22 protein-coding genes are annotated in these 23,647 nt (G+C 42.9%); 6 read left to right on the plus strand and 16 right to left on the minus strand.

Annotated features, from left to right (window positions below):
• Positions 1-61: 61 nt before the first annotated feature.
• Positions 62-1,024: a 2-hydroxyacid dehydrogenase family protein gene (locus tag AYR53_RS09650; protein ID WP_068280500.1), complete on the minus strand. Its 963-nt coding sequence runs from the start codon at positions 1,022-1,024 to the stop codon at positions 62-64.
• A gap of 352 nt (positions 1,025-1,376) precedes the next feature.
• On the opposite strand from AYR53_RS09650, the gene AYR53_RS09655 reads away from it, so the two are divergent.
• Positions 1,377-2,555: an SAM-dependent methyltransferase gene (locus tag AYR53_RS09655; protein WP_068280497.1), complete on the plus strand. Its 1,179-nt coding sequence runs from the start codon at positions 1,377-1,379 to the stop codon at positions 2,553-2,555.
• 63 nt (positions 2,556-2,618) lie between these two features.
• Here AYR53_RS09655 and AYR53_RS09660 read toward each other — a convergent pair whose 3' ends face one another.
• The 6 genes from AYR53_RS09660 to AYR53_RS09685 all read right to left on the minus strand — a co-directional run bounded on the left by AYR53_RS09660 (position 2,619) and on the right by AYR53_RS09685 (position 8,888).
• The gene (locus AYR53_RS09660; RefSeq protein ID WP_238595646.1) at positions 2,619-3,497 is read right to left on the minus strand and encodes an IS3 family transposase; all 879 of its coding nucleotides are present in this window, start codon (positions 3,495-3,497) and stop codon (positions 2,619-2,621) included.
• Entirely contained in the window at positions 3,494-4,216 is a 723-nt protein-coding gene (locus AYR53_RS09665) for a helix-turn-helix domain-containing protein (protein ID WP_057823861.1), read from the minus strand. The genes AYR53_RS09660 and AYR53_RS09665 overlap by 4 nt, the downstream gene beginning before the upstream one ends.
• 154 nt (positions 4,217-4,370) lie before the next feature.
• A complete protein-coding gene (lysA, locus tag AYR53_RS09670) occupies positions 4,371-5,681 on the minus strand; it encodes a diaminopimelate decarboxylase (protein WP_068280494.1) in 1,311 nt (436 codons plus the stop codon).
• Positions 5,682-5,856: 175 nt separating this feature from the next.
• Positions 5,857-6,042, minus strand: coding sequence for a 2-hydroxymuconate tautomerase (locus AYR53_RS09675; protein WP_068223978.1), 186 nt, complete (start codon positions 6,040-6,042; stop codon positions 5,857-5,859).
• 810 nt (positions 6,043-6,852) lie between these two features.
• Positions 6,853-7,878: an IS30 family transposase gene (locus AYR53_RS09680; protein ID WP_065928829.1), complete on the minus strand. Its 1,026-nt coding sequence runs from the start codon at positions 7,876-7,878 to the stop codon at positions 6,853-6,855.
• A gap of 122 nt (positions 7,879-8,000) precedes the next feature.
• On the minus strand, positions 8,001-8,888 hold the full coding sequence (locus AYR53_RS09685) for a YitT family protein (protein ID WP_068223975.1): 888 nt from the start codon (positions 8,886-8,888) through the stop codon (positions 8,001-8,003).
• Between the two features lie 241 nt (positions 8,889-9,129).
• Here AYR53_RS09685 and AYR53_RS09690 point away from each other — a divergent pair, with 241 nt between their 5' ends.
• The 3 genes from AYR53_RS09690 to AYR53_RS09700 all read left to right on the plus strand — a co-directional run bounded on the left by AYR53_RS09690 (position 9,130) and on the right by AYR53_RS09700 (position 13,775).
• The gene (locus tag AYR53_RS09690) at positions 9,130-10,557 is read left to right on the plus strand and encodes a C69 family dipeptidase (protein WP_068280491.1); all 1,428 of its coding nucleotides are present in this window, start codon (positions 9,130-9,132) and stop codon (positions 10,555-10,557) included.
• 175 nt (positions 10,558-10,732) lie between these two features.
• Positions 10,733-12,226 (plus strand): glutamate/gamma-aminobutyrate family transporter YjeM, encoded by a 1,494-nt coding sequence (yjeM, locus tag AYR53_RS09695; RefSeq protein WP_068280488.1) that lies wholly within the window; start codon positions 10,733-10,735, stop codon positions 12,224-12,226.
• A gap of 265 nt (positions 12,227-12,491) precedes the next feature.
• Positions 12,492-13,775, plus strand: a complete 1,284-nt coding sequence (locus AYR53_RS09700) for an ISL3 family transposase (RefSeq protein WP_068224077.1) — start codon at positions 12,492-12,494, stop codon at positions 13,773-13,775.
• 175 nt (positions 13,776-13,950) lie between these two features.
• On the opposite strand, the gene AYR53_RS09705 is transcribed toward AYR53_RS09700, so the two are convergent.
• From AYR53_RS09705 to AYR53_RS09720, 4 genes are all read right to left on the minus strand, one after another.
• Positions 13,951-14,826 (minus strand): TMEM175 family protein, encoded by an 876-nt coding sequence (locus AYR53_RS09705; protein ID WP_068280485.1) that lies wholly within the window; start codon positions 14,824-14,826, stop codon positions 13,951-13,953.
• Between the two features lie 171 nt (positions 14,827-14,997).
• Positions 14,998-15,717, minus strand: a complete 720-nt coding sequence (locus AYR53_RS09710) for a hypothetical protein (RefSeq protein WP_068223965.1) — start codon at positions 15,715-15,717, stop codon at positions 14,998-15,000.
• A gap of 380 nt (positions 15,718-16,097) precedes the next feature.
• Positions 16,098-17,663 (minus strand): bifunctional metallophosphatase/5'-nucleotidase, encoded by a 1,566-nt coding sequence (locus AYR53_RS09715; protein ID WP_068280482.1) that lies wholly within the window; start codon positions 17,661-17,663, stop codon positions 16,098-16,100.
• Position 17,664: 1 nt separating this feature from the next.
• The gene (locus AYR53_RS09720; protein ID WP_068223960.1) at positions 17,665-18,600 is read right to left on the minus strand and encodes an HNH endonuclease family protein; all 936 of its coding nucleotides are present in this window, start codon (positions 18,598-18,600) and stop codon (positions 17,665-17,667) included.
• Between the two features lie 416 nt (positions 18,601-19,016).
• On the opposite strand from AYR53_RS09720, the gene AYR53_RS09725 reads away from it, so the two are divergent.
• Positions 19,017-20,288 carry an ISL3 family transposase gene (locus AYR53_RS09725; protein ID WP_068279055.1) on the plus strand — a complete coding sequence of 424 codons (1,272 nt, stop codon included), beginning with the start codon at positions 19,017-19,019 and terminating at the stop codon, positions 20,286-20,288.
• A gap of 138 nt (positions 20,289-20,426) precedes the next feature.
• Here AYR53_RS09725 and rplS read toward each other — a convergent pair whose 3' ends face one another.
• On the minus strand, positions 20,427-20,774 hold the full coding sequence (rplS, locus tag AYR53_RS09730) for a 50S ribosomal protein L19 (protein ID WP_068223957.1): 348 nt from the start codon (positions 20,772-20,774) through the stop codon (positions 20,427-20,429).
• Between the two features lie 578 nt (positions 20,775-21,352).
• Between rplS and AYR53_RS09735 the strand changes: the two genes are divergently transcribed.
• A complete protein-coding gene (locus AYR53_RS09735; RefSeq protein WP_068280479.1) occupies positions 21,353-21,682 on the plus strand; it encodes a hypothetical protein in 330 nt (109 codons plus the stop codon).
• Positions 21,683-21,734: 52 nt separating this feature from the next.
• Here AYR53_RS09735 and trmD read toward each other — a convergent pair whose 3' ends face one another.
• The 4 genes from trmD to rpsP all read right to left on the minus strand — a co-directional run bounded on the left by trmD (position 21,735) and on the right by rpsP (position 23,617).
• Complete coding sequence (gene trmD / locus AYR53_RS09740; protein ID WP_068280476.1) at positions 21,735-22,487, minus strand: tRNA (guanosine(37)-N1)-methyltransferase TrmD; 753 nt, start codon at positions 22,485-22,487, stop codon at positions 21,735-21,737.
• On the minus strand, positions 22,477-23,007 hold the full coding sequence (gene rimM / locus AYR53_RS09745) for a ribosome maturation factor RimM (RefSeq protein WP_068280473.1): 531 nt from the start codon (positions 23,005-23,007) through the stop codon (positions 22,477-22,479). The genes trmD and rimM overlap by 11 nt, the downstream gene beginning before the upstream one ends.
• An 84-nt stretch (positions 23,008-23,091) precedes the next feature.
• On the minus strand, positions 23,092-23,331 hold the full coding sequence (locus tag AYR53_RS09750; protein ID WP_068223946.1) for a KH domain-containing protein: 240 nt from the start codon (positions 23,329-23,331) through the stop codon (positions 23,092-23,094).
• 10 nt (positions 23,332-23,341) lie between these two features.
• The gene (gene rpsP / locus AYR53_RS09755; protein ID WP_068223942.1) at positions 23,342-23,617 is read right to left on the minus strand and encodes a 30S ribosomal protein S16; all 276 of its coding nucleotides are present in this window, start codon (positions 23,615-23,617) and stop codon (positions 23,342-23,344) included.
• Positions 23,618-23,647: the final 30 nt, after the last annotated feature.

Below are 23,647 nucleotides of genomic sequence, written 5' to 3' on the forward strand. Positions count from 1 at the left end.
TCAATTAAATTTTTTTGCAAATTGGCAGCTCATTAATTTCAATTTTGGGCTATTTTCAATCTTATTGATTCACCACATATTTAGCCGTTTGCCCAGCCTGCACTAAAGCGATATTAGTGGCAACAATTTTGCCCATTGCCGCCCTAGCCTCAATCGTGGCGTTACCGATATGCGGCGTTAAGATAACGTTTTTCATGTCCGCCAGACCAGCCGTAACTGCTGGTTCATGTTCATAAACATCTAAAGCGGCGCCGGCAATTTGCTTGTTTTGCAACGCATCCCGCAGCGCAACTTCATCGACAATTGGCCCTCTGGCAACGTTAATGATTGCGGCTGTGGACTTCATTTGGTTAAAACCAGCCTGATCAAATTGGTGATAATTAGCGCTAGTTTGCGGGGCGTGAAGACTGATAAAATCACTGGTTCGGGTCAATTCAGCGAAAGAAACATAGTTTACCCCCAGGCTTCGTTCCTCAGGGTCGGATTTCTGGTGTGGCTGCCAGTACTGGACCTTCATTGATAAAGCGGCCGCCTTCCGGGCAACTTCTTGACCAATATTGCCTAGACCAACGATACCCAACGTTTTCCCAGCAATTTCCTGGCCTAAGAAATAAAGCGGCGCCCAACCGGGAAAGCCTTCCTTGCGCATCTGGGCATCACCTTCAACAATTCGATGGCTTAAGGCCAAAATGAGACCAATCGTAACTTCGGCCACCGAATTTGTGGAAACAAGTGGCGTGTTCGTCACAACAATACCCTTTTCCTTGGCGTAGTTGATGTCGATGTTATTAAAGCCGGCACCAAAATTGGTAATCAATTTCAAATTAGGTGCGTGATCAATAACTTCCTGATCGACTTTTGTTGAAAGCGCCGTGACCAGATATTCTGCGTCCTTCACGTTTGCCAACAAATCTTGCTTTGAAATTAAACCTGTTCCGGAATAAACGCTAAAATCCAATTGCTGTTTCTTTAAAATTTCCGTTGTGATCGCCGGTAATTGGGCGGCTAGATAAACTTGACTCATTTTCACAGACCTCCTATATATTTGCTTTTACAACTGCATTATTAACCAAATGACAATCAACTACAATAACACACTTTTCAGTAACCAACGCTAAATTATTTAGGCGTAATTTAGTGTTGTTCGATTTGATAGACGTTAGTTAACATAATTGACAATTACAAATTACGGTGTGCCTAGAACGTGGTAGCTTAGCGACTACTTTTTTCTTTTACCCACACTGATTTTATCAGCCTTGCCAAGAAATATCTAAAATTGTGGTCCAACAATAGAAAATTTTCAAAAAGCATTAACATTAATGACATGAAAAGTCTAAAATAGACTTGTTAATATTTTTGAAATGGAGTGAACGTTTGTGTTAGAAAAAAAGGTTTATAAAACGCTGTTGAGTCATGCGTTTGATTTTCCAGTCACGGTTAAGTATTGGGACGACAGCACTGAAACTTATGGTGCGGGCACGCCTCAAGCTGAAATTGACATCAACAAGGAACTGTCAATGAAGGAAGTTGCGAAACACGCCACCTTAACCTTAGGCGAAGCTTATATGGATGGCGATATCGATATTAAAGGCTCAATCCAGCAGGTTGTCGCCTCGGCATATCGCCAAACGGGCAGCTTTATGCACGACAAGAGTTTTATGAAATTCATCCCGAAACAGGGCCACTCAGAAAAAGAAAATACAAAAGATATTCAGAGCCACTATGATATCGGCAATGATTTCTACAAACTATGGCTGGACCCAAGCCTCACCTACTCGTGTGCCTACTTTGAACACGATGATGATACTTTGGAACAGGCGCAATTGAATAAGATTCACCACATTTTGAAAAAATTAAAACCAGAACGGGGTAAATCACTCCTGGATATCGGTTCTGGCTGGGGCACGCTGCTATTCATTGCTGCCGAAGATTACGGCCTCCACGCAACTGGGGTCACCCTTAGTCAAGAACAGTATGACTACACGAAGGACCAAATTCAAAAACGCGGGCTGGAAGATTTAGTCGATGTTCGTTTAGAAGATTACCGGGAAACCAAGGGCCAATTCGACTACATCACCAGTGTTGGCATGTTTGAACACGTGGGCAAGGATAATCTTCCCGGTTACTTTAAAAAGGTCAATGAACTTCTCAAACCTGGTGCCCGGGCACTGATTCACGGTATTACTGGCCAACATAACGGCGCCGGTGTTGATCCATGGCTAACCAAGTATATTTTTCCTGGTGGCTACATCCCTAGCGTTTCCAAGAACCTCGATTACATGATCGAAGCTGACCTGCAAATCGATGATTTTGAACCGCTGCGCCGCCATTACCAAAAGACCCTAGAAATTTGGGATCACAACTTTAACCAGGTTCGCGATCAAGTTCGCGCTATGTTTGACGAACGTTTCTGCCGCATGTGGGACCTTTATCTCCAAGCGGCCGCCGCTTCATTTGAGGCTGGTAACATTGACGTCATGCAGTTCTTGTTGACTAAGGCTCCAAGTGGCGAAGGTCTACCAATGACCCGGGATTATATGTACGCCGATAAATAATTTGCTCATAAAAGGAGGCTAGGCTCGGCTCCTGTCAAGAGGACAATCAAATAATTAAAGTGTTTATGCACATTCTTGAACGGCATGATTTCGATATTCTATCGGCGTCATGCCGTTTAATGTTACTTGAAGCCGCTCAAAGTTATACCAGCGAATAAACTCATTGATCTGAGCAAGTAATTCACTCTTTGATTGCGCCGTTCTGAACGCAAAAAATTCGTCCTTCATGTGACTCCAAAAGGATTCTATAGGACTGTTATCGCCAGGGGTACCCGCTCGTGACATACTATGATTGATGCCATGACCTGCTAGGAAAGTGTTGTATTCACCAGAGGTGTAGCTAGAACCCTGATCGCTGTGTAAAATGGCTGGTTTAATTGCATTTGTGTTCTCTAAAGCCAACCTGATCGTATCGGTAACTAACACCGATGTCTCAGTTTCGGCTACCTGCCAAGCAATAATACTATGATCATATAGATCCTTAATGGCGCTTAGGCGAAGCCGATACTGATTTCTAAGACCATATCTTAATTCGCTACAATCAGTTACCCAAATATGGTTAGCCTCATCTGGATGAAAATTATGACCCTTATCTGCATCATACAGAAGGTTAGCCGAGAGTTGCTCTTTATGTTCCTCATGTCGATCATGTTTCTTAACCCTGATAGATGCTTTGATTTCATTTTCGACCATTAATCGTCGCACTTTATTGTGTCCAACATGATACTTGGTATTCTTATTAACATACATTGTTAGACTCTCAACACCGTAGATATAGTTGTGTTGTTTCTCTAGCTCGATCATATACTTTACAACAGCTTGATCGTCGATCTGACGCTGACTTAGACCGTGATTTAACCACTTATAGTAACTTGATCGTGAAATTCCCGTATAGGTACACAAATAGCCGATATTATAAGGTTGATCGTTATCTGAATTCACTTCTTGTGTGAGTTCTTTAATAACTTGATATTTTTCTGTTTGAGGACATTCCTTCTCTCTAATTCTTGGATTTTTTCCCGCACGGCTAGCTCCGTTGAGAGCCGCATTACGCGGGCCTGAAGCCGTTTGTTTTCAAGCATTAATTTCTCGTTCTCAGTTAATTGACCATGATCTTCTTTCGCCTTACCACGACGATCCTCTAGGCCCATCGAACCATCTCGTTTGAACTTTCTAACCCAGGTATAGGCTTGTCCATATGAGACGTTAAATTTCTTTATAGCACCGACGTAGTCTAGATCATTGGCAATCACCCATTGTGCGATCTCAATTCGTTCAAGTTGAGTTGTTTTACGACCATCTCTCATATCGTTTTTCTCCCTAGTAGTTTCTAATGATTTACCACTAGTATACCGGGTTACCCACTGATATATAACTGCCACGTTAGGAATTTGATATTCTCTGGCCAATTGTGGATATGACGTGTGTCTTGTTAGATATTTTTGAACGATTTCCAGCTTTAGCTCGGTTGGATAACGGTGCGGCCAAGCTCGCTTTAATCCCGCTTCGCCATCTTTGTGATAACGTTGAACCCATTGCTGGATCTGTTCACCTTTAATATTGTACTGAGTGCCAACTGCGTTAGGAGTAATTCCCTGCTCCACTAAGCTAATACACGCCAGTTTTTCCTTCAATGTATAGCGGGAACCTTTTCTTCCCATAAAAAACTCCTTCCTAAGTGTACAAGCTTTGATTATTTGCTTGTCTACTTAAGTAGGAGTATAGCCTGCATTGCTAGAATAATGTCGCTTTTTCAGTTAATGTTCAAATGTAGCTAATATTCAAAATCAAATCGCTTTTTAAACCACTCCGGCACTATTCCAACGGTAAATCCAAATGGACTAAATCCGCAAAACTTTCTCGTTTCACAACTAATTGGGCGTGGCCGTTTTCCACGAAAACAACGGCTGGCCGTGGATTGCGGTTGTAGTTGCTGGCCATAGAATAGCCGTACGCACCAGTGGTGAACATGGCCACCACATCACCAGGCTGCGTCGCCGGTAACTGCTGATCCCAAGCCAACATATCACCGGATTCGCAATATTTACCCGCTAACGAAACGGTTTGAGTTGCTGCGCCATCAGGGTTACTGGCCAAAACAGCATCGTACTTTGCTTGGTAAAGCGCTGGTCGAATATTATCACCCATGCCGCCATCTAAAGCTAAGTAACTACGAATACCAGCCAAATCTTTACGGGAGCCAACGGTGTATAAAGTAGTTCCCGCCTCGGCTACCATTGAGCGCCCGGGTTCAATCCAAATTGCGGGTAGTTTCAAACCAGCCGAGCTGGTTAATTTTTTAACGACCGCGACAATGTCCTTAACGTAGTCCTGGGGCGCCAACGGATGGTCTTCCGCGGTATAGCGGACACCAAAGCCCCCGCCTAAATTCAGTACAGCAGCCTGAAAACCGTCCTTTTGTTTCCAAGTATTTAATAGGTCAACCATCGCTCCAGCAGCCATTTCAAAGCCCTTCGTTTCAAAAATCTGCGAGCCAATGTGACAGTGGACACCTAACAACTTCATTGTGGTCAACTGGCGTACTTTTTCAAAAGCCGCTGTTGCCTGGCCGCTCTTCAAATCAAATCCAAATTTAGAGTCTTCCTGACCAGTCATAATGTATTCGTGGGTGTGGGCCGAAATTCCAGGAGAAACCCGCAGTAACACGTTGACTTGCTGCTGCCGCTCTTCAAGCAAATTATTTAATAAATCAATTTCGTGAAAATTGTCTAAAACAATCGTCCCGACACCCGTTTCTAGGGCCAATTCAAGCTCGGCAACAGATTTATTATTACCGTGAAAAGAAACATCGGCCATGTTAAAGCCAGCCTGATTGGCAGTATAAATTTCCCCACCAGAAACAACGTCACAGCCAACGCCGGCCTGGGCCAAAAGTTGGTACATGGCGATTGCAGTGAAGGCCTTGCTGGCATAAGTTACCTTATAAGCAACACCAGCCGTTTCGAAAACTTCTTTAAATTGTTGAATTCGTTCTTTAATTAAGGCCGTGTCATAGACAAACAGTGGCGTACCATAATCTTTAGCAAGGGCCAAAGTATCAACGCCACCAATTTCCAAATGGCCAGCGGCGTTCGTCCGCGTAGTTCCGTAATGATAATAACTCAATGTATTCACTCCATCCAAAATCAAACTAAATTTTAAAAAAGTGGGCCAAACTGGCGCTTAAATTCCAAACAGAATAATTTGCCCTTTGCCGCACGATACAGCGATCATATTTAGAATAAAGTAAAGACTGGAAACAAAAAATTAACTTTGTTCCAGTCTCCATTTTTGCCGCAAATTACTTCTGTCCCTTTTCTTTTCCCGCAACAAAATAATGATCGTGCTTCATTTCATTTAGCACAATGTGAATATCATCGGCAGGAACATTTGCATCCTTAGCAATGGCAGTTGTGACGTCAGCGGCCATTTTTTTAAGCTGCTCCGGTGTCCGGCCTTCAAGTAAATCAATGTGAACAAGTGGCATAATTAAACACTCCCTAGTCTAATGAATTAGCCTTATTATACCGAATGTCTCCGGCCTTGGCAAAAAGAAGTGAGCGGTGGTCAAACTATTTTTAGTGCATCGTAGCCGCTCATATTTAAATTGAATTATAGCGCTACTAAAAATAATGCTTATGCCGCTTGGCCACTAAATTACACGTGGGCAGATTTGGTTAGGTTCCATTCCGGCGCTGGCGTATGGAACGCGTGCGACTTGGACTTGCCGGACTTCGGCTTAGTCCAATCGACAACGGGAAACAAGTCCTGTTTAGCGAATATGCTCTAGTAATTAATACTTGCTAAAATTAGTTGTTAAGAATGAGTGACAGTGGCGCGTTGACAAGCTAATTTTCTTTCCGATTAAACCCATTCGGAAAAGAAAATGGATCTTATCAATCACGCAAGGTACTAAATGACCACAATTCGGTCATCAAGTACCTTCGACACAGCTGATACGCCAGCGCCTCCATTTCACCTTGGCAGTGGTTGAGTTCTGATTATTGATTAATTTAACCGCTTAGTTAGTGCCATTGAGTAGGAACCACAGCCTTAATGCTGCGCAATTTATCGGCGCTCTTAATTGACTATCAACACTGACAAAGGTAGTTTTTATCCAACTCAATCTAAATATGTTTGAACCAGACCGCCTTCTGCACTTAACCGTAATTTTGACTTTTGCTTAGCTTGGCCCACTCATCAGCATTAAGAAACCAATAATACGCTGCAATTACAGAGTAAGAATATTTTCCCGGAATGTCAACTCAAGCGCAACACCATGGAGCCAGGCCGTGAGCTAGCTTGCAAGCGCGGCCTCAATAAGCTCGGCGGCGTTAGCGTAGCCGAGTGTCATGCGATGTTTTTGATTCAGCGCCTCTTGAACCTTTGCGATGTCATCATCAGAGAAACCATGTAGCGATAGACCCTTAGGGATGTACTCTCGAATCAAACCGTTCTGGTTCTCGTTACTGCCACGTTCCCAAGGTGAGTAAGGGTGCGCAAAGTAGATCTGAGGCCCTTGAATCTGGTCCAACAGTTTGAACTCAGAACCGTTATCAAAAGTGATGGTCTTAAAGTAGCCAGGATGCTGATCAATGGTAGCTTGAAGCTCTTTTAAGCAGGTGTCTGCGTGGTAATTGGGAATCTTGACGATGATCTCATAGCGGGTTCGCCGTTCGGTCAGGGTCATCAGTGCTGGTTCACTAGCCTGACGCTTGCCTTTAACTAGGTCACCCTCCCAATCACCAAAGCGTTCACGGTTATTGATAGTGTCTGGTCGTTCATCAATTGAAGTGCCAGCCAGACGCTTGTTTTTCCGCGAGTGGTTGTGACGATTGGACTTTACATGGCGTCGGACCTTGGCTGGCAGGTCGATGTTCTTAATGTCTAAGCGGCCTTGACCAATGTACCGATAAACAGTCGGTGTTGAGGGGCATGGTTTGTCAGGATGAGCCTGTTTAAAGGTATGAACAAAGCCATCAACACTATCAATCCGTGGCCGGCGTTTAAGTACTGTTTTAAGCATCTTGAAGAACAGCCAGCAGGCTTCCTCTAAGCCTCTGAAACGGCAATTTTGACGGGCTTTTTCGTGGCGAATTTGGCTGGTATCCGCAAAGTATTCGGTGAAAAAGAGATAGTCAGAATTACGCTGTTGAACAGTACCACGCCTGATTTCACGTGAGATGGTGCTACGACTACGGTCAAGCCGACGGGCAATTTCAGCCTGAGATTCTCCTGCATTCAAATACGCTTGGATTTCGCCTCTTTCTTCCGGGGTAAGTTGTTGATAATGCTTGGTAGTGCTATTCTTGGATTGGGTCATGGAGATGTCCTTTCTAGAGTTTCAGCACTTTAAGTTTAGGTCTCCATGGCCTATTTGTATAATTTGAACTTGTTGCACTTAGATTTTAAATCCGGGGTAAGAATATTTTTCCAAACAATCCACTAGCCGCCCTTCACAACGTGCTTCGGCTGTTGGCTCTCATCCAAAAACGCACCCATAACTTCATTTGTGTTCAAGAAATTAACGAAGGCGTGGGCGTCAGCGTCACGAACGGCCTGTTCAATTTCGTACATTTCATAACGGGTGATCACAATCATCAAAACTGTGCTGTCTTTTTTATAGTAGGCACCTTTGGCTGGAATAATGGTGATTCCCCGAATAAGTCGGGCGTGAACGGCGTTGACCACGGCGTCTGTTTGCTGGGTGACAATCATGGCCGTCACTTTCAAGTGGCTGGTATTTATATTATCCACCACCCGTGAGGTGCAGTAAATCGAAATAATCGTGTACAGTGCACTGGCCCAATTCAGCGTTAAACCAGCAACAAGTACGATAATTCCGTTAATCGCCAGCATTAAATTACCAATTGTTTTCCCGGTTGTTTTGGCTAGCACAAAAGCCACAATGTCCATTCCACCAGTTGAAAAGCCATCCCGCAAAGCGTACCCAATCCCCAGGCCAACCAGTGCACCACCAATAATGGCGTTCATCAGCGGATTGGCCGACAACGCCTTAACCGGCAACACAACGGAAAGAACCGCGGAAAGTAACGCCGTTAAAATACTATATAAAGTAAAACTGCGGCCGATTTTAAACCAGCCCAGTAAACCAATCGGAATATTAAACAGCAGAATAAAATAACCAGTTTCAATGTGAATATGCATAAAACGTTCCAATAAAGTTGCCAGCAATTGGGCAATCCCGTTAACCCCGGAACTAAACACATTTGCTGGAATCAAAAACATATTTAATGACAAGGCCGTTAAGATACTGGCAAAAAGAACGAAAAAGACCTTTTTTAGTGTTTCGTTACTTGTTAGTTTATTCATGAATAGCCTCCTGTTAAGTAATTCTTAGCTTATTCTACCTAAGCAACCCGTAAAAAAGGCTAAAATGATGGTTTTCTTTGCTAATTCTCATCTAGAAACAGTGTTCTAACGTTAATTTAACAAATTTGATTAGATCTTGCTATGATTATTATGAATAAAAAATCATTGTTAGCTGATTATGCTATAATTATCCCATTATTTATTCGCTTTAATGCATATATTGAAGAAAGAAGTTTTGCCGATGCAAAAAAATTTATTAACCAATTTCTCAGCCTGTACTAGTGTTCTTGTGGGTAAGGCTGCCAGTGCCGATGGTTCAACCTTTATTGGTCGTAATGAAGACAGTAAAGCTGCTTGGCCAAAGCATTTCGTCAAACACGCCCACAACAGTGCGGTAACTGAGTTTATTTCTAAGGATACTGGGTTAGCGTTAACATTACCACAAGAAAGTGCCGCCTACACGGCAACACCCGAGTGGACCGATAAATTTGGTCTCTTCGAAGAAGACGGTATTAACGAATACGGCGTTGCAATGAGCGCCACTGAAAGTGCCTACGCCAACGCCCAAGTCTTAGGCTACGATCCATTAGTTGCTGGTGGCATTGCTGAAGAAGCAATGGTCACCGTCGTTTTGCCCTACGTTCACTCTGCTCGTGAAGGTGTTCAACGGCTTGGCGATCTGATCAGTCAGTCTGGGACCAGTGAAACTAACGGCATTCTTTTTTCGGACCAGGAGGAAGTTTGGTACCTAGAATCCGGCTCCGGCCATCACTGGGTTGCGCAACGAATTCCCGATGATTCTTACGCGGTTGTTTCCAACCAACTGAGTATTCAAGTCGTTGATTTCGCGGATACTGCTAATTTCATGAGTTCCCCGGCCATTCAAGCGTTCGCCAGCCAGCACCATTTATGGCGAACAGGGACACCGTTCAATTTTCGCGAAATTTTTGGTACGCAAAGTCAATCCGACCTAATTTACAACACACCGCGTGTTTGGTACGGTCAGCGTCTGTTGAATCCCAGTAGTAAACAGAAACCGATGTCCTTTGCGCTACCATTTGTTCGCCAAGCCGAACGGCCAATTACTGTTGAAATGCTAAGTCAGATTCTAAGTTCTCATTTTCAGGGAACCAAGTACGATCCAGTTGGCCAAGGCAAACCAAAAAATAAACATAAATTTCGCCCAATCAGTTTAGCTAAAACGCAAGAGTCTCACATTCTCCAACTGCGACCAAATTTACCGACTGCTATTGGTGGTCTACATTGGTTGGCCATGGGTGTCGCTGCCGAAAGTTGTTACGTTCCTTTTTACGCTGGGATTAGTGAGACACCGGCGGACTACAAAGTTGGCGGCGCAACCTATGATCCTCAGTCAAATTACTGGGCGTATAAGCTGTTAGGCGTACTGGTGGATAGCCATTATCACCAGTTTAACGAACAGCTAGCGGCGGTCCAAAACGAAGTCCACGCCAACCTTTTACATCAGTTAGAGGAAGCTGATCAAAAGGCAGTTACGTTAACTGGCACTGCCTTAACTGACTACTTAACCAAAACCAGTGCCCAGCGTGGAGCTTACGCGCGCCAAGAATTCGAAGCCTTGACGGCCACGCTGATCACGCAGGCAACGGATCGATCACCACTGAATTTTAATACCGACGCAAACTTGTAAGACGTGTTAAAAGGTTATTTTGGACCGGGTTAACTTCGTGAAATGGCAGTCCAAGCGCCAAGCTAACTGTAAGTCACTAAAAACGTGACTAGGTCAAGCATGGCAACACCTTTTACCACACGTTACACCGCAGCACCATTGATTGTTTGGGTCTTAATAAGGGGAATATAAATAAATGGCTACTCAAAAGAAAATAACCTTAGTTGGTTTAGTTTTAATGATTTTTGGCTCCATTTTTGGCTTTGCTAACACTACCGTTGCTTACTACTTAATGGGCTACGGCGGCATAATCTGGTACATTATTGCAGCAATCTGTTTTTTCTTACCTTCATCCTTGATGTTCGCCGAGTACGGCTCAACCTTTAAAGAATCCCACGGTGGCATTTACTCTTGGTTGGCCGAATCAATTGGCCCGCGTCCAGCTTTTATCGGTACCTTTATCTGGCTGGCATCGTGGATTATTTGGATGGTTTCCACCGCTTCCAAGGTTTGGATTCCTTTTTCAACCTTTATCTTTGGTAGCGATAAAACCCAAAGCTGGCACTTATTGGGGCTAACCTCCAACGCCACCATTGGTTTATTAGGGATCATTTTCTTCATTTTAATTACAGCACTAGCAACCAACGGGATTGAACGAATTTCGCAATTTGCATCCTTCGGCGGTACCTTGATTGCCATCTTAAACGTTGGTTTTATCCTAGTTAGTTTGTTTATTTTAATTAAAAATGGCTTTCATCTCGCTGAGCCAATTCACGGCATTCACACTTTCGTTTCGTCACCAAACGCCGCCTATAAATCCTTAATTGGAATGCTATCCTTCGTTGTTTTCGCGGTCTTTGCCTATGGTGGCATGGAAACCATGGGTGGCGTTACTGATAGTATGGATAAACCAGCGAAAAACTTTCCTAAAGGCTTGATTTTCGCAACGGTTCTAATTACCATCAGCTACGCCCTTTCCATTTTTATTTGGGGGATTTCAGCTAGCTGGAACTCCGTTTTAAATAATAAAACCACTAACTTGGGGAACATCACCTACGTCTTAATGCAAAATTTGGGTTACTTCCTTGGTGAAAGCCTGAATCTTAGCCACGCCAGCGCGTTATTAATTGGAACCTGGTTTGCCCGGATTACTGGCTTCACCATGTTCTTTAGTTACTTAGGTGCCTTTTTCGTTCTAATTTATTCACCACTAAAATCATTTGTATTAGGTACACCTAAAGGACTCTGGCCAAAAGGCTTTGCGGAAACTAACAAAGCCGGCATGCCAGCCCGAGCAATGTGGTGCCAAGCTGCCTTTGTCTCGGTACTTATTTTTCTTGTTTCCTTCGGCGGTAAAGACGCCCAGGTCTTCTACAACGTCTTAACCCAGATGGCCAACGTTTCAACAACGCTACCTTATCTATTCTTAGTCACAGCCTTTCCCTTCTTTAAGAAACGGACTGATCTTGAACGACCTTTCGTCATCTATAAGAGTAAGGGTTGGACTAACTTTATCACCGTTGTCGTTGATTTAGTATTAGTCTTTGGGATTATTTTCACGATTGTGGAACCAATTCTAGAAGGCCAATACTTAGATGCTTTTGAAATTATTATCGGCCCCATCGTCTTCGGCCTCATCGCCTGGTTACTTTATTCACGCTATGAGCACCGCCAAACTGTGAAAAATTAACAAAAGTATAGCCAATTGACCGTAAAAATATTTCTAAAAGAGGCACTAAAAAAGGTTGCTAAATTCCTAATTAATGGAATTTAGCAGCCTTTTTAGTACGATTTACTTCGGCTCTATACTTTTTCCTGTTGATAGTTTACAAATGGTAAACTATTAACAGGATTTTTTGTGCCTTTGAATTTACAATTTAAGGACAGAAAAAGAGCTCACAGCCCTCATCCAAAAAATCCACCCACTACATCATTTGAAAGGATATGAGAAAACCGTGAACCCTATAGACAATCATATAAAATTTGCGCTCAGTATTAAAGACCCAAATGTCATTTTTTTCGATTATGGTTACGAATACAAACAAAACAGACGAATTAAAGTCTATCGCGCCACTGTCAAGACCAGCCTTAAGCGTTGTCCCCAGTGTGGCTTTGATCAGTTCAATCATAATGGTCACTATCGTGCCCGGGTGACCTACCTAGCTGCCAATGCCAGTGAGCCGGTTTATCTAGAACTACATAAAGAACGCCTGCTTTGTAAAAACTGTGGGACTAGTGTTATGGCAACGACTGAGCTAGTTGATAAATATTGCAATATCTCTCGGGCGACTCGCCAAAAGATCTTTATGCACTTACAAGATGATCGGACCCAAAAGAGTATTGCTTGTGACAATAATGTCTCACCCAGTACTGTTTGTCGCTACTTAGATAAATATGATGATCTCTTTCGCCGGAATTACAACTATCTGCCCGAACATTTAGCGATGGATGAAGTACGTGGTGTTGGTGGTGTCCTACACTTTATTTGCATTAACGGTGCTGGTGATCATGAAATTCAACAGATCCTGCCGGATCGGTTGAAACAAAGTATTCTTGATTACTTTAATCAGTTTCCGCTCAGTGTGCGTCAGCGCGTTAAAACCGTGACTTTAGACCTTAATAGTTACTACCAAGACATTGTTAAAGCCGTATTCCCCAACGCTAAGATCGTCGTTGATCGGTTTCACATTGTCGCCATGATGACCAGAGCGTTCAACCAAAGTCGCGTGCAGCTCATGAAACAATATTCTAAACGAACGAAAGAATATCGGACCCTAAAATTCGCTTGGAAACTGTTCTTAAAACATTGTGATGGCCTGGAGGTTAAACAATTATTTTATGACCGCCATCTGCGCCAACAATTAACCCAGCAAGAACGCGTGCAGTTAGGTCTTGAACTCGATGAAACGTTGGCGAACACCTACACCATCATGCAAGGCATCATGACTTGTCTAAAAAATCACGATAAAGATGGGCTCGTGATCTATTTATATCACAATGAGCAACTCAGTCCCAAAATGAAGGCCACGCTAATCACCTTCAAGAAGAACCTAGAGATCATCCTCAATGCCAGTGAATCAAAGTATTCGAACGGTCCCATCGAGGGCATCAATCGTATGATCAAACAGATCCAGCGAACGGCTTTTGGTTTTCGTAACTATCACCATTTAGTTTCACGGATCAAACTACAACAAATGCGCACCAAACCAAATAAAAAAACAGCATTAGAAGTTGCCTAACTTCTAACGCTGTAAAATTGGCTATCAACAGGATTTGACAGAGAGCCTTTACTTCACCGTTGGGAGTGTGACAAAAGTCGGTTTTGGGTTTACTGCGCAACTACAGCCAATCCAGACTTTTGGCGCACGTTCTAGAGCAATGTTCGGAAACAGTAAGAGGCTAGGACTTTTTGTCTCAGCCTCTATCCGAATGCTGATCGTGCTCTTGTTGCGGACGTTGTGACCTATTCGGACGGCCAGAAAAACGCTGCTGGTGCGGGACACCGTTTGAAAAATCACGCTTGCCAAAATTGCCTTTGAAAAGTTGCGTCATTTCAGTCCCCATATCCGTTTGCCAATTAGGATTGGTTTGCCGCTGGCTTGCGTATTTACGGCTAATCTCCCGCTGCTGTTTGCGAAAGTCGCGCAGCTTGGCGTTAGACATTTGCAAATATTGATTTTGATCATCCGCCGACAAATTAGTCACTTCTTGCAAATCAGTTTGGTCCTCACGAATCGTAATGAACGAGATCACAGGAAGTGTTAAATAAAACCATAATGCCCATTCTGGTTTGAAGTAAGCCAAAATTAGGACGGCCACGTTTACAATGGCTATAAAATTAGTGTGATTACCGTAGATTCGGTGGAAAATCTTTTCAATATCTTTATGATCGCTATACTTTTGCCGAATCACAAAGTAACTGACCGCGATAAACAATCCATTTACAATTATAGTCAAAATACCATACGCAATAACGGTAACGCGATTGGTATCTACCGTAATCAATTTTGTAAAAATCGGCGTTAACGAAAGAAAGGCCAGGAAGGTAAACTCCAACACGAAAATCTTATTATTCATCGTTTCGGCATCAATAAACAACATTGAATGTTGGTACCAAATATTGGCAACAAAACAAAAACTGATGAAAAAGATGCCAATCGCCTTACCAAACTGTAAGTATTCAACCAATGAATTATGGTGGGGCAATGGTAATTCCAGAACCATAATTGTAATGATGATCGCAATAACGGCGTCACTAAACGCATCCAGCCGTTCTTTTAATTTTTCCATTATAAAATAGCCTCTTTTAAAATAGTCTAGAACTAAACCAGCAGCATGAATTTTGCAACAAAAAACGCGCAATAAAGGGTCGCTTTATTCCGGCAATTTACTTAGTTCACCCATTAATTCTAGTGAACGATAACCTTCATAACGGACCCTTTATCACACGTTATAACTCATTTACTTCGTGATGTACATGTACAACGTGGTCGTTGAAAAACCAATATTGTAGTGGACGCCATTGGAACTAATTTCTTTAACCGTTGTTTGACCTTTTGATTGATTCTTAGTTTGCTTGTTGAATTCTTTGAAGACCTTTTCACCATCAGCACCTACTGTTGAGGAGAAAACTGAAAAGGCGGTGCCAAACTCTTGTTGGGCCGACTTTTGTTTCAATGCCTTAGTTGGAATGATAAACGTGGCACCGATTAACTGGTCGTTTTGGATGTTGCCCCGAATTGTATAACTATCGGTTTTAATTAGATCATGAATTCCGGGTTTTACAGTCTCTGGCAAAGCCTTAGCCGTTAAATGCATTTGCTGCAAAATAGCACTATACTTCATTGTCAGCATTGCGTAACTGCCCAACGGCTTAACTTTTTTAATCTGAACCTTCTTCGTTACTGTTTTACCAGCCGATTTGGCCTTAACTTTGACCGTTTGCTGAACGTTACTTGCGGGAACTGTGAAAACATAGTCACCGTGATTATTTTTAACCTTACTTGTTTTTTTACCGATTTGATAAGTTAGATCGGCGCCAGAACTAGCTGTTCCCTTAACAACGGCGGTCATCCCACTGGGCTTATACGTCGTCTTAGTCGTCGTTAATTTTAGATTAGAACAACCGGCAAGCACTAACACCAGCATTAACGCTAAGCCGGCCGTGATTTTCTTCTTCATTTCATTAATCCCTCACTTTAATTTCGTTGAATGTGTCGCCTAAAAGTCTTTTTCAATCTTATACTTTTAAGGGGCGTTTTTCAATTAGAATCTAACGCAAATTAATTAGGCCGGCCCGCAAACTAGTTAGCCGCCACACTTCAGCTTCCAATCCGTTGCACGCGATTATAACAAGTTAAAAAAATTGATCCACTAATTCTTCCCAGCCGCACAGTCGCAGCAAGTGTAGCCAATTGCCTTTCTAACTAGATCCAAAAGATTCACCGGTAATTTCGTACTCTTTTTTTCACTTATTGATAACCCAATTCAAATTATCGTCTAACTGAGATTAAATAGCGCACACTAACACTTCAAATATAGTATTAATGTACACTTAAATTTTAATCAGGTTCATTAATGACGTTAAAGTTATGATTAACGTTCGCCGTTACCACAGGGTGGGCCTTGAAATAATCCGCGATTAACTCAGGCATTTCCCGTTGAACCTCATGCTCAATTAGACTCGGGTTAAACATCGTAAAGTTGCCTCCACCGCCAGCACGATAGCCATTTAAGGCGATTTTAAGTTGATCGGTTGGTAGAACTTTCCGACCGTGGTACTCTAAACGCGTGATTCGCTGTCCCTTCGGCCGGGCAACGTTAATTGTGTAATCAATGCCTTCATACATGTCATAGTTATAGTACTGCTTTTTCGGGTGTAGAAATTTGGCGTTAATCCCCACTTTTTCCTTACCTAGTGGTGCAAAAAATAAGGCGGATTTTTCTAATGCCGCCCGCAAAATTGCGCCATTAATTGCGACCAAGGCAACCGTGTTGGGGTAAACATAATTTGTCACCACTTGCCGCATTGTCACCTGCTCACCAAAGCCGGTACTCTCGTTATTAAATAGCGCAGTTGCCGAAATGTCCGCCCCCACCGCCGTCATTTGGACGCGCTGAATAAATTCAACGTAGGCCGCTTCAACAACACGTGCTCGGTTAGGATTTTTGATTCGCATATCGCCCTTAACTTGACCCAAGGGTTGGTCCAACCAACGCTCAGCTTCCTGTTGTAACGACCACATCTTGGTCACTAGCCGTGGCTCACTAACTTGCTTGGCCGTGGGTAATAAGGTTGCTGCCGATGCGGTTACACTCACTAATGGTTTTGTGGCCAAGTTTAACTGAATTTTCCCAACGGCCGACCCGCGATAACCTGGCTGAACAATGGGGACACCAAGCACATGACTGGCCAAACTACGGTGTTGGTGGCCGGTGACTAAGGCATCAATGCCACGAACTTCCCCTAACAAACGGTAGCCCTCATTTTCGTCGTTAATAAGCCCAACTGGTTGGCCTGTTTTGAGATCGGCCTCAAAGCCACCGTGGTAGGCCACAACAACAACATCAGCCAACTGCCGCAATTTAGGGACGTACTGCTTTGCCGTTGTGACAATCGATTGAAAGTTTAACCCCTGAATGTGCCGTGGCGTTTCCCAGAATGGAATGTGGGCCGTGGTTAGGCCAAGAACCGCCACCGTCACGCCGGCACAATCAAATAATTTGTAGGCCGAACCAAAGGCGGGCTTACCGGCCGTTGTTAAAATGTTTGCGCAGAGCACAGGCTGAGTTAGACTGGCCAGTGCCTGCTGCAAATAGGATCGGCCAAAATTAAATTCATGATTACCTAAAATTTGGACATCATAGTTTATTTCATTATAGGCCTGGGTTAAATTTTCCGGAGCAACTGGCCGCTTTTGCCGGGCAATGTAATAGGCCAACGGTGAGCCTTGCAAAAAATCACCAGTTTCAATGGTTAGAACTGGCCCTGGTGCAGCTTTGCGTTCAGCCTTAATCACGGCAGCAGCACGAACCAACCCAAATGGTGCCGCTAGTTGCTTGGTTCGATAATCAGTGGGGTAAAGGTAACCGTGAATATCGCTAGTTGTTAAAAGTGTTAGCTTCATCCTATTTTGTTCCCCCTGCATTCAGGCCGTGAAACAAATACTGCCGGTGCCAATTAAGAAATGGCTTACTAGCAGAAGTAAACGCCAACCGCAATTTAGGTTGGGGCAGCAGCCGCTCACGATCAAGTAACGCTAAATTGGCCGCGGGCATTAACTTACCGCCCCGGCTGAAAGTGAGGTAACCTTGTTCCACTAAGGCTGCGTGAACTGGACAAAGAATTAGACCATTCTCCGCCAATATCCGTTCAGCCTGAGGTGAATCCTTCGTTGGTTTAAGCCGAACTGCCCTTAATAAAGTAGGCGTTTCAACACCACAAATAGCACACTGAACCACTTGCTGCTGGAAGACACGTTGCTGAAAAAGCTTTTGTTGGGCCACCACTTGCGCCTGCAAAACCAACCTAGCCTTAACAATCATGGCCAATAAAGGATTATCGATCGTTGATGTAACCGTCGACATGCTTAACTGAAGTTGTTCATTTTTTTGGGTAAAATAATTTTGTTCAATTTGCTGTAAGAAAAGTTGGGTCAACTCGGCATAACACGGATAAAGGTAACCTTGATTACCGGCGCCATTTTGTTGAAAGGCTGAGTGTTGCTGCGGTAATAGCGGCCGAATTAAGGGCAAAATTTGTTTGATTTGGATCGGCCGCGGCAATTCATAGTAATGCAACTGAACGAGGCGTACGATTGGCCGCGCACCATCCAGCGCTAATTCTTCGGGTAATAAACTACTCGTTAGTGGTGCCGTCACCTGGCTTAAGGCAACAAGTGCTCCGGCAACGTAATGAAAAACAATGTCACCTGGCTGAACTTCAGTCAATCGCGCCCAGGATGGCGGTAGCTGACCACTTTGATCATTTTGATACGTCCAAATAATCCCCGCGGCCCGTTCTGCCTGATACGTTCGCCCTTGCATAACTATAAATGCTTGCACCTCAAAAACCCCACTTTCATTAACTCCCGTAGTCTAAAATCTATTTAAAAAATATTGTCGTTTAATCTAACAGTATTATTAACCATTGTTACTTGTTTCTCCTACTAATCAAGCAAACACTAATTTTCCATTGCCACTTGGCTAAGTCAAACTACGACAAATACAAAGGGAACGACAATTAGTTGTACTGCTTCCAAATAACCAACTTGATTTCAAAGTAAACTACCGCCGTTTTTTCAAACACGCTCACCGGCCTTAGCTATATTGGTTCTACAATATCTGTTGTTGGTAATAGATTTTCATCTATTACTGATGACAGATTTTTTATTTATGGCTAGAATAAAAAAGCGGACATTTCCTGTCCGTTCATCCAAGTCAACCACCACGAAGATTTTTCAGAAAGAAGGAAATGCCCTATGTGTCATGATACTACAAAATTATTATTAGGAATAGCTGACGAGAACCTAAAAATTACTGACGGTGAAACTGGAGAAGACGGGGTTATTCGCTTAACTGGCCACTTGGATTACACGCCGAAGGCTTGTCCCAAGTGCGGGATTATCAATGATCAAAAGATTATTAACTACGGCTGGCGCAATACCACTATCAGATTCTCGAAGGTTCTGAGCAACACCGTCATCTTAGCCTTAAAGCGCCGCTATTTCCACTGTAAAGAATGTCACGGCAACTTTCTTGCACAAACATTGGCAGTTCCGAAACACTGTACAATTTCAAACACCAGCCGCAAAGAATGCCTAGAGAAGCTCGGTGAACCGGTCTCTTTGAAGCACATTGCCAATGAAGTATCGGCATCAGATTCATTTGTGGGCCGCCAGTTAATGCGCGCTGAACGAGACTTTCAAACCAATTGGCACTATTTACCAGAGATCATCTTAATGGATGAGGTGAAGAGTACCAAGAGCGCTACTGGTGCCATGAGCTTTGAGTTCATGAATGGCGAAACCCATGAATTAATCGACTTACTCCCTTATCGAACCATCAATAAACTAGAGAAGTATTTTTACCGCTTCGATCAAGCTGCCCGAGAAAACGTCAAAATTATTGTGACTGATATGAATTATACCTACCCCAAGCTTGTGCAGACCGTGTTCCCCAATGCCATGGTGGTCATGGACAAGTTTCATATTATCAACGCCCTAAATCGGGCGTTTAACAAAACCAGAATCAAGGTGATGAAGAAGTTTACCCCGTCTTCTCGCGAATTTCACGCCCTTAAGCGCTACTGGAAGCTGTTGTTAGTACCAACTGAACAGCTTAACTTTGAACAATTCAAAAAGTGGACTAATTTTCCTTACTGGATGGCTGCCACCGATGTTGTCCATCAGCTGTTATCGTTGGATTCAGAACTAGAACAAACTTATCAAGTCTTAAACAGCGTCCGGTCAGCTGTCCAACATCAAGATTGGCATAACTACAATGCGGCATTTTGGAATAACAAAACGTATTCTGAAGAAATGAAGAACACGATTAAAACACTTGAAAGCCATCATGATGAGATTCGTAACACCTTTACCACACACTATTCAAATGGTCCTTTGGAAGGTTCTAATAATAAAATCAAGGCGATCAAACGAGCCAGTTTTGGCTATCGCAGCTTCTGGAGGTTTAGAACTCGAGTACTATACGTTTTCAAAATCAAAACAAAAAGAGCCCTAATCACGAAGTGATTAGAACTCGAAATATGGATTCACCAACAACAGTTGACGAAGAGCCGCTATATTCTAGTGGAGCAACCGCCAAGATGCAATTGTCAAAGCAGATAAAAAAAGCTACTTGGCAATTGCCAAGTAGCTTTAAAGTCAAGCTTAACGACGAATTTCTTTGATTCGGGCTGCTTTACCATGAAGTGCACGTAAGTAGTACAACTTAGCACGGCGTACCTTACCATGACGAATAACGTCAATGGAAGCAACACGTGGTGTGTGAATAGGGAATGTCCGTTCAACACCGACACCATTACTGATCTTACGAACAGTATAAGTTTCGCTAATACCTGCGCCACGACGTTTGATAACAACGCCTTCGAAAAGCTGGATACGTTCACGCGTGCCTTCAACAACACGGGCGTGAACACGAACAGTATCACCAGGGCGGAAGTTAGGAATATCAGTCCGCAATTGGTCTTTCGTGATCTCTGTAATTAATGGGTTCATAATATATTTCTCCTTTTCTACAGACATTCTTGTCTAAGCAAGGCAGCGGAATATCGTAATAAGTGACCTAAACATCACAACAAATAATTTTAGCATAGCTATTCTTACCTGTAAAGGATTTTTCCTTTATAAGCCCTAATTTTATTTCCACAAATCTGTGTCCCCGCGGCCACTAAGTTCCAGTAAAAAGTAATTGCTTCAATCGTTCAGCACAAAAACAGATCCTGATACCAAACAATCTTTACACGATCAAACAACTAAAAGTCACCAATTGACTATGCTATACTAAATTCAATTGAGTGGCGGAGGACAAGGTTTTAAGAAATAAATAGATAACTAATATAGACATTTTACCCCTTAGTACTACTAGCTATTTCAATAAAATCATCTTTGCAGTTACCCGGAACTATCTGCCTATCGTCTATGCTAAATAACACGTATTCCATTAATTGGCCGGTTTTAGGTAAATCGTCACTTTTCGTTTAACTTTAACCACCATACAAATTAAAGCGCGTTTAAAAAATTTGGCATTCAGTACAAAAGATTAGACGCCATTCTTAAGTAAAGGAGGAATTCACGTGCGAATAGTTGATTTTTTAACTTTACTAGGTGGTACCAACCAGCAAATCATTGTTCAGTACGAGTATGGCGCCAACCGCCACGGTAAAAAAACTGGTATCGTCGATCAAGTTCAGTTCATCAATCTGAGTACTTTAGAAATTGTGGACGCCAAACAGCCGCAAATTTACTTAACCGCCGCTGACACGGCAAAACCCAAACATCTATGGGAATTAATTCTCCTATTAAAACAACATAACTTACAACGTTTTATGTACGTCCGTTACGGTGAGTATCTGCACCCGTTATTTGGTTACCGAATTGGCGCTAACAAGCTTTTATTGGCCTAAAATCAAGCAACCAACCTTTTTACACTGCGTCATCTAAAACTTACAAGGTTGTTTAGTCAGTTGCTTGATTAGCCTCTTCATCTTTTACTTCCCATAAAAGATCTTGTTGCTCATGGGTTAATTTAATTGTTTTCAACAAATCCGGTCGGCGCAAATAAGTTCGCCGCAAGGATTCCTTTTCTTCCCACCGAGCAATCAGTTGGTGGTTACCGTTAGTTAGCACTTCCGGCACTGCCATGCCATCGAAATCCGCCGGCCGGGTATACTGGGGGTGTTCCAAAAGGCCGTCAGCAAATGAATCGTGGGAAGCGGATTGATCATTGCCCAGTACGCCCGGTAATAGACGGACGGTGGTGTCAATCATCACCATTGCCCCAAGTTCTCCGCCTGTTAGTACGTAATCGCCTAAAGATATTTCATCGGTCACTAAATTACGGATTCGTTCGTCATAGCCTTCATAGTGACCACAAATAAAGACCAAATGTTCTGCTTTGGAAAGATCCTGGGCAACTTTTTGGGTGAAAGGAACACCGGCTGGGTCTAACAAAATAACCCGCTTTTTACCTGGATGGGCCTGGTTCAAGGCCGCCATGGCCGCATAAATCGGCTGGGGCTTCAATAACATTCCCTCACCGCCACCGTACGGATAATCATCAACCGTATGGTGCTTAGTATCATCGGAATACGGGCGAAAATCGGTCACATCAATGTTCAGTAAACCACGTTCCTGTGCCTTACCAATAATTGATTCATTAAAAACGCCTGTAAACATATCAGGAAATAAACTTAAAACATCAATTCGCATCGTCAATTAATCCTTCCGGTAAATCGATCATCACTACTTTAGCCGCTATATCAACGTTTAGTACCACTTGTTTAAGGTAAGGCAGGAGCCAATCCTTCTTGCCTGGACGCTGAACAACCCAAACATCATTTGCACCAGGGCTTAGAATTTCTTTGACTGTCCCTAGATCTTGCTTAGTCGCTTGGTCAATAATGCGACAACCAATAATATCGCGGTAGTAATAGCCTTCACCTGGTGTTAATTCCTGCTGGTCAGTTCGGGCGACTTGCAGGTCACTACCTTTAAACTTTTCAACATCGTTAATCGACGCTAAACCATCAAAACTCAGTAGATCAAACTTTTTATGCTTTCGGTGTGTTTTAATCGTCAATTGTTGTTTAACGCCATTTAAGGTTAAATACAATTTAGATCCCGGTTTAAAGCGTGCTTTAGTGAAATCCGTCGTTGCCATTACCCTAACTTCACCGGCAATTCCGTGAGTATTAACAATTTTACCAACGTTATAAAATTCTTCGGCCATCTTTTGGTCCCTTCTAATCAATTAATTTTCTAACATTAATAAAAAAGCACTTGAACAAACCAATTGGTCTATTCAGGTGCTCTATTATTCAATAATGTTGAGACGCACTCGTTTGTTACCCGGTACTTTTACACTATAAACGATCGTTCTGATCGCCTGTGCCACACGACCTTGTTTACCGATAATGCGACCAATATCGTCATGATTGACATGCAGATCGTATTCCACAAAACGCTCGGTTTCATGTTCCACAATCTCAATGTCATCAGGTTGGGTGACAAGTGGCTGAACGATTGTTTTAATCAGTTCTTTCACATCTGTCATCGATTAAACCCTATTTTTTTGCGTATTTTGCTTCATGAAGTTTTTGCATAATACCATGGTCAGATAAGATATTGCGAACAGTATCTGAAGGTTGAGCACCCTTTTCTAACCAATCTAAAATCGTATCTTCGTCCAGCTTAACTTGTGCTGGGTTAACTAATGGATTATAAGTACCAACCATTTCAATGAAACGGCCATCACGTGGTGAACGTGAATCGGCAATAACAATCCGGTAGAATGGGCGCTTCTTAGAACCCATTCGCTTTAAACGAATTTTAACAGCCATCTTTGCACCTCCTCGAATCTTTTCAACGCT

Origin of the sequence: Loigolactobacillus backii, from assembly GCF_001663675.1 — a bacterium.
Lineage (GTDB): Bacteria > Bacillota > Bacilli > Lactobacillales > Lactobacillaceae > Loigolactobacillus > Loigolactobacillus backii.

Excerpts from the sequence above, each read along its gene's own strand:
- AYR53_RS09725 (WP_068279055.1), top strand. The coding sequence starts at position 19,017 with ATGTGTCATGATACTACAAAATTATTATTAGGAATAGCTGACGAGAAC.
- yjeM (WP_068280488.1), top strand. The coding sequence starts at position 10,733 with ATGGCTACTCAAAAGAAAATAACCTTAGTTGGTTTAGTTTTAATGATT.
- AYR53_RS09650 (WP_068280500.1), bottom strand. The coding sequence starts at position 1,024 with ATGAGTCAAGTTTATCTAGCCGCCCAATTACCGGCGATCACAACGGAA.
- rplS (WP_068223957.1), bottom strand. The coding sequence starts at position 20,774 with ATGAACCCATTAATTACAGAGATCACGAAAGACCAATTGCGGACTGAT.
- AYR53_RS09680 (WP_065928829.1), bottom strand. The coding sequence starts at position 7,878 with ATGACCCAATCCAAGAATAGCACTACCAAGCATTATCAACAACTTACC.
- trmD (WP_068280476.1), bottom strand. The coding sequence starts at position 22,487 with ATGCGAATTGATGTTTTAAGTTTATTTCCTGATATGTTTACAGGCGTT.
- AYR53_RS09705 (WP_068280485.1), bottom strand. The coding sequence starts at position 14,826 with ATGGAAAAATTAAAAGAACGGCTGGATGCGTTTAGTGACGCCGTTATT.
- rpsP (WP_068223942.1), bottom strand. The coding sequence starts at position 23,617 with ATGGCTGTTAAAATTCGTTTAAAGCGAATGGGTTCTAAGAAGCGCCCA.
- rimM (WP_068280473.1), bottom strand. The coding sequence starts at position 23,007 with ATGGCCGAAGAATTTTATAACGTTGGTAAAATTGTTAATACTCACGGA.
- AYR53_RS09685 (WP_068223975.1), bottom strand. The coding sequence starts at position 8,888 with ATGAATAAACTAACAAGTAACGAAACACTAAAAAAGGTCTTTTTCGTT.
- AYR53_RS09665 (WP_057823861.1), bottom strand. The coding sequence starts at position 4,216 with ATGGGAAGAAAAGGTTCCCGCTATACATTGAAGGAAAAACTGGCGTGT.
- AYR53_RS09710 (WP_068223965.1), bottom strand. The coding sequence starts at position 15,717 with ATGAAGAAGAAAATCACGGCCGGCTTAGCGTTAATGCTGGTGTTAGTG.
- AYR53_RS09675 (WP_068223978.1), bottom strand. The coding sequence starts at position 6,042 with ATGCCACTTGTTCACATTGATTTACTTGAAGGCCGGACACCGGAGCAG.
- AYR53_RS09690 (WP_068280491.1), top strand. The coding sequence starts at position 9,130 with ATGCAAAAAAATTTATTAACCAATTTCTCAGCCTGTACTAGTGTTCTT.
- AYR53_RS09750 (WP_068223946.1), bottom strand. The coding sequence starts at position 23,331 with ATGACAGATGTGAAAGAACTGATTAAAACAATCGTTCAGCCACTTGTC.
- AYR53_RS09715 (WP_068280482.1), bottom strand. The coding sequence starts at position 17,663 with ATGAAGCTAACACTTTTAACAACTAGCGATATTCACGGTTACCTTTAC.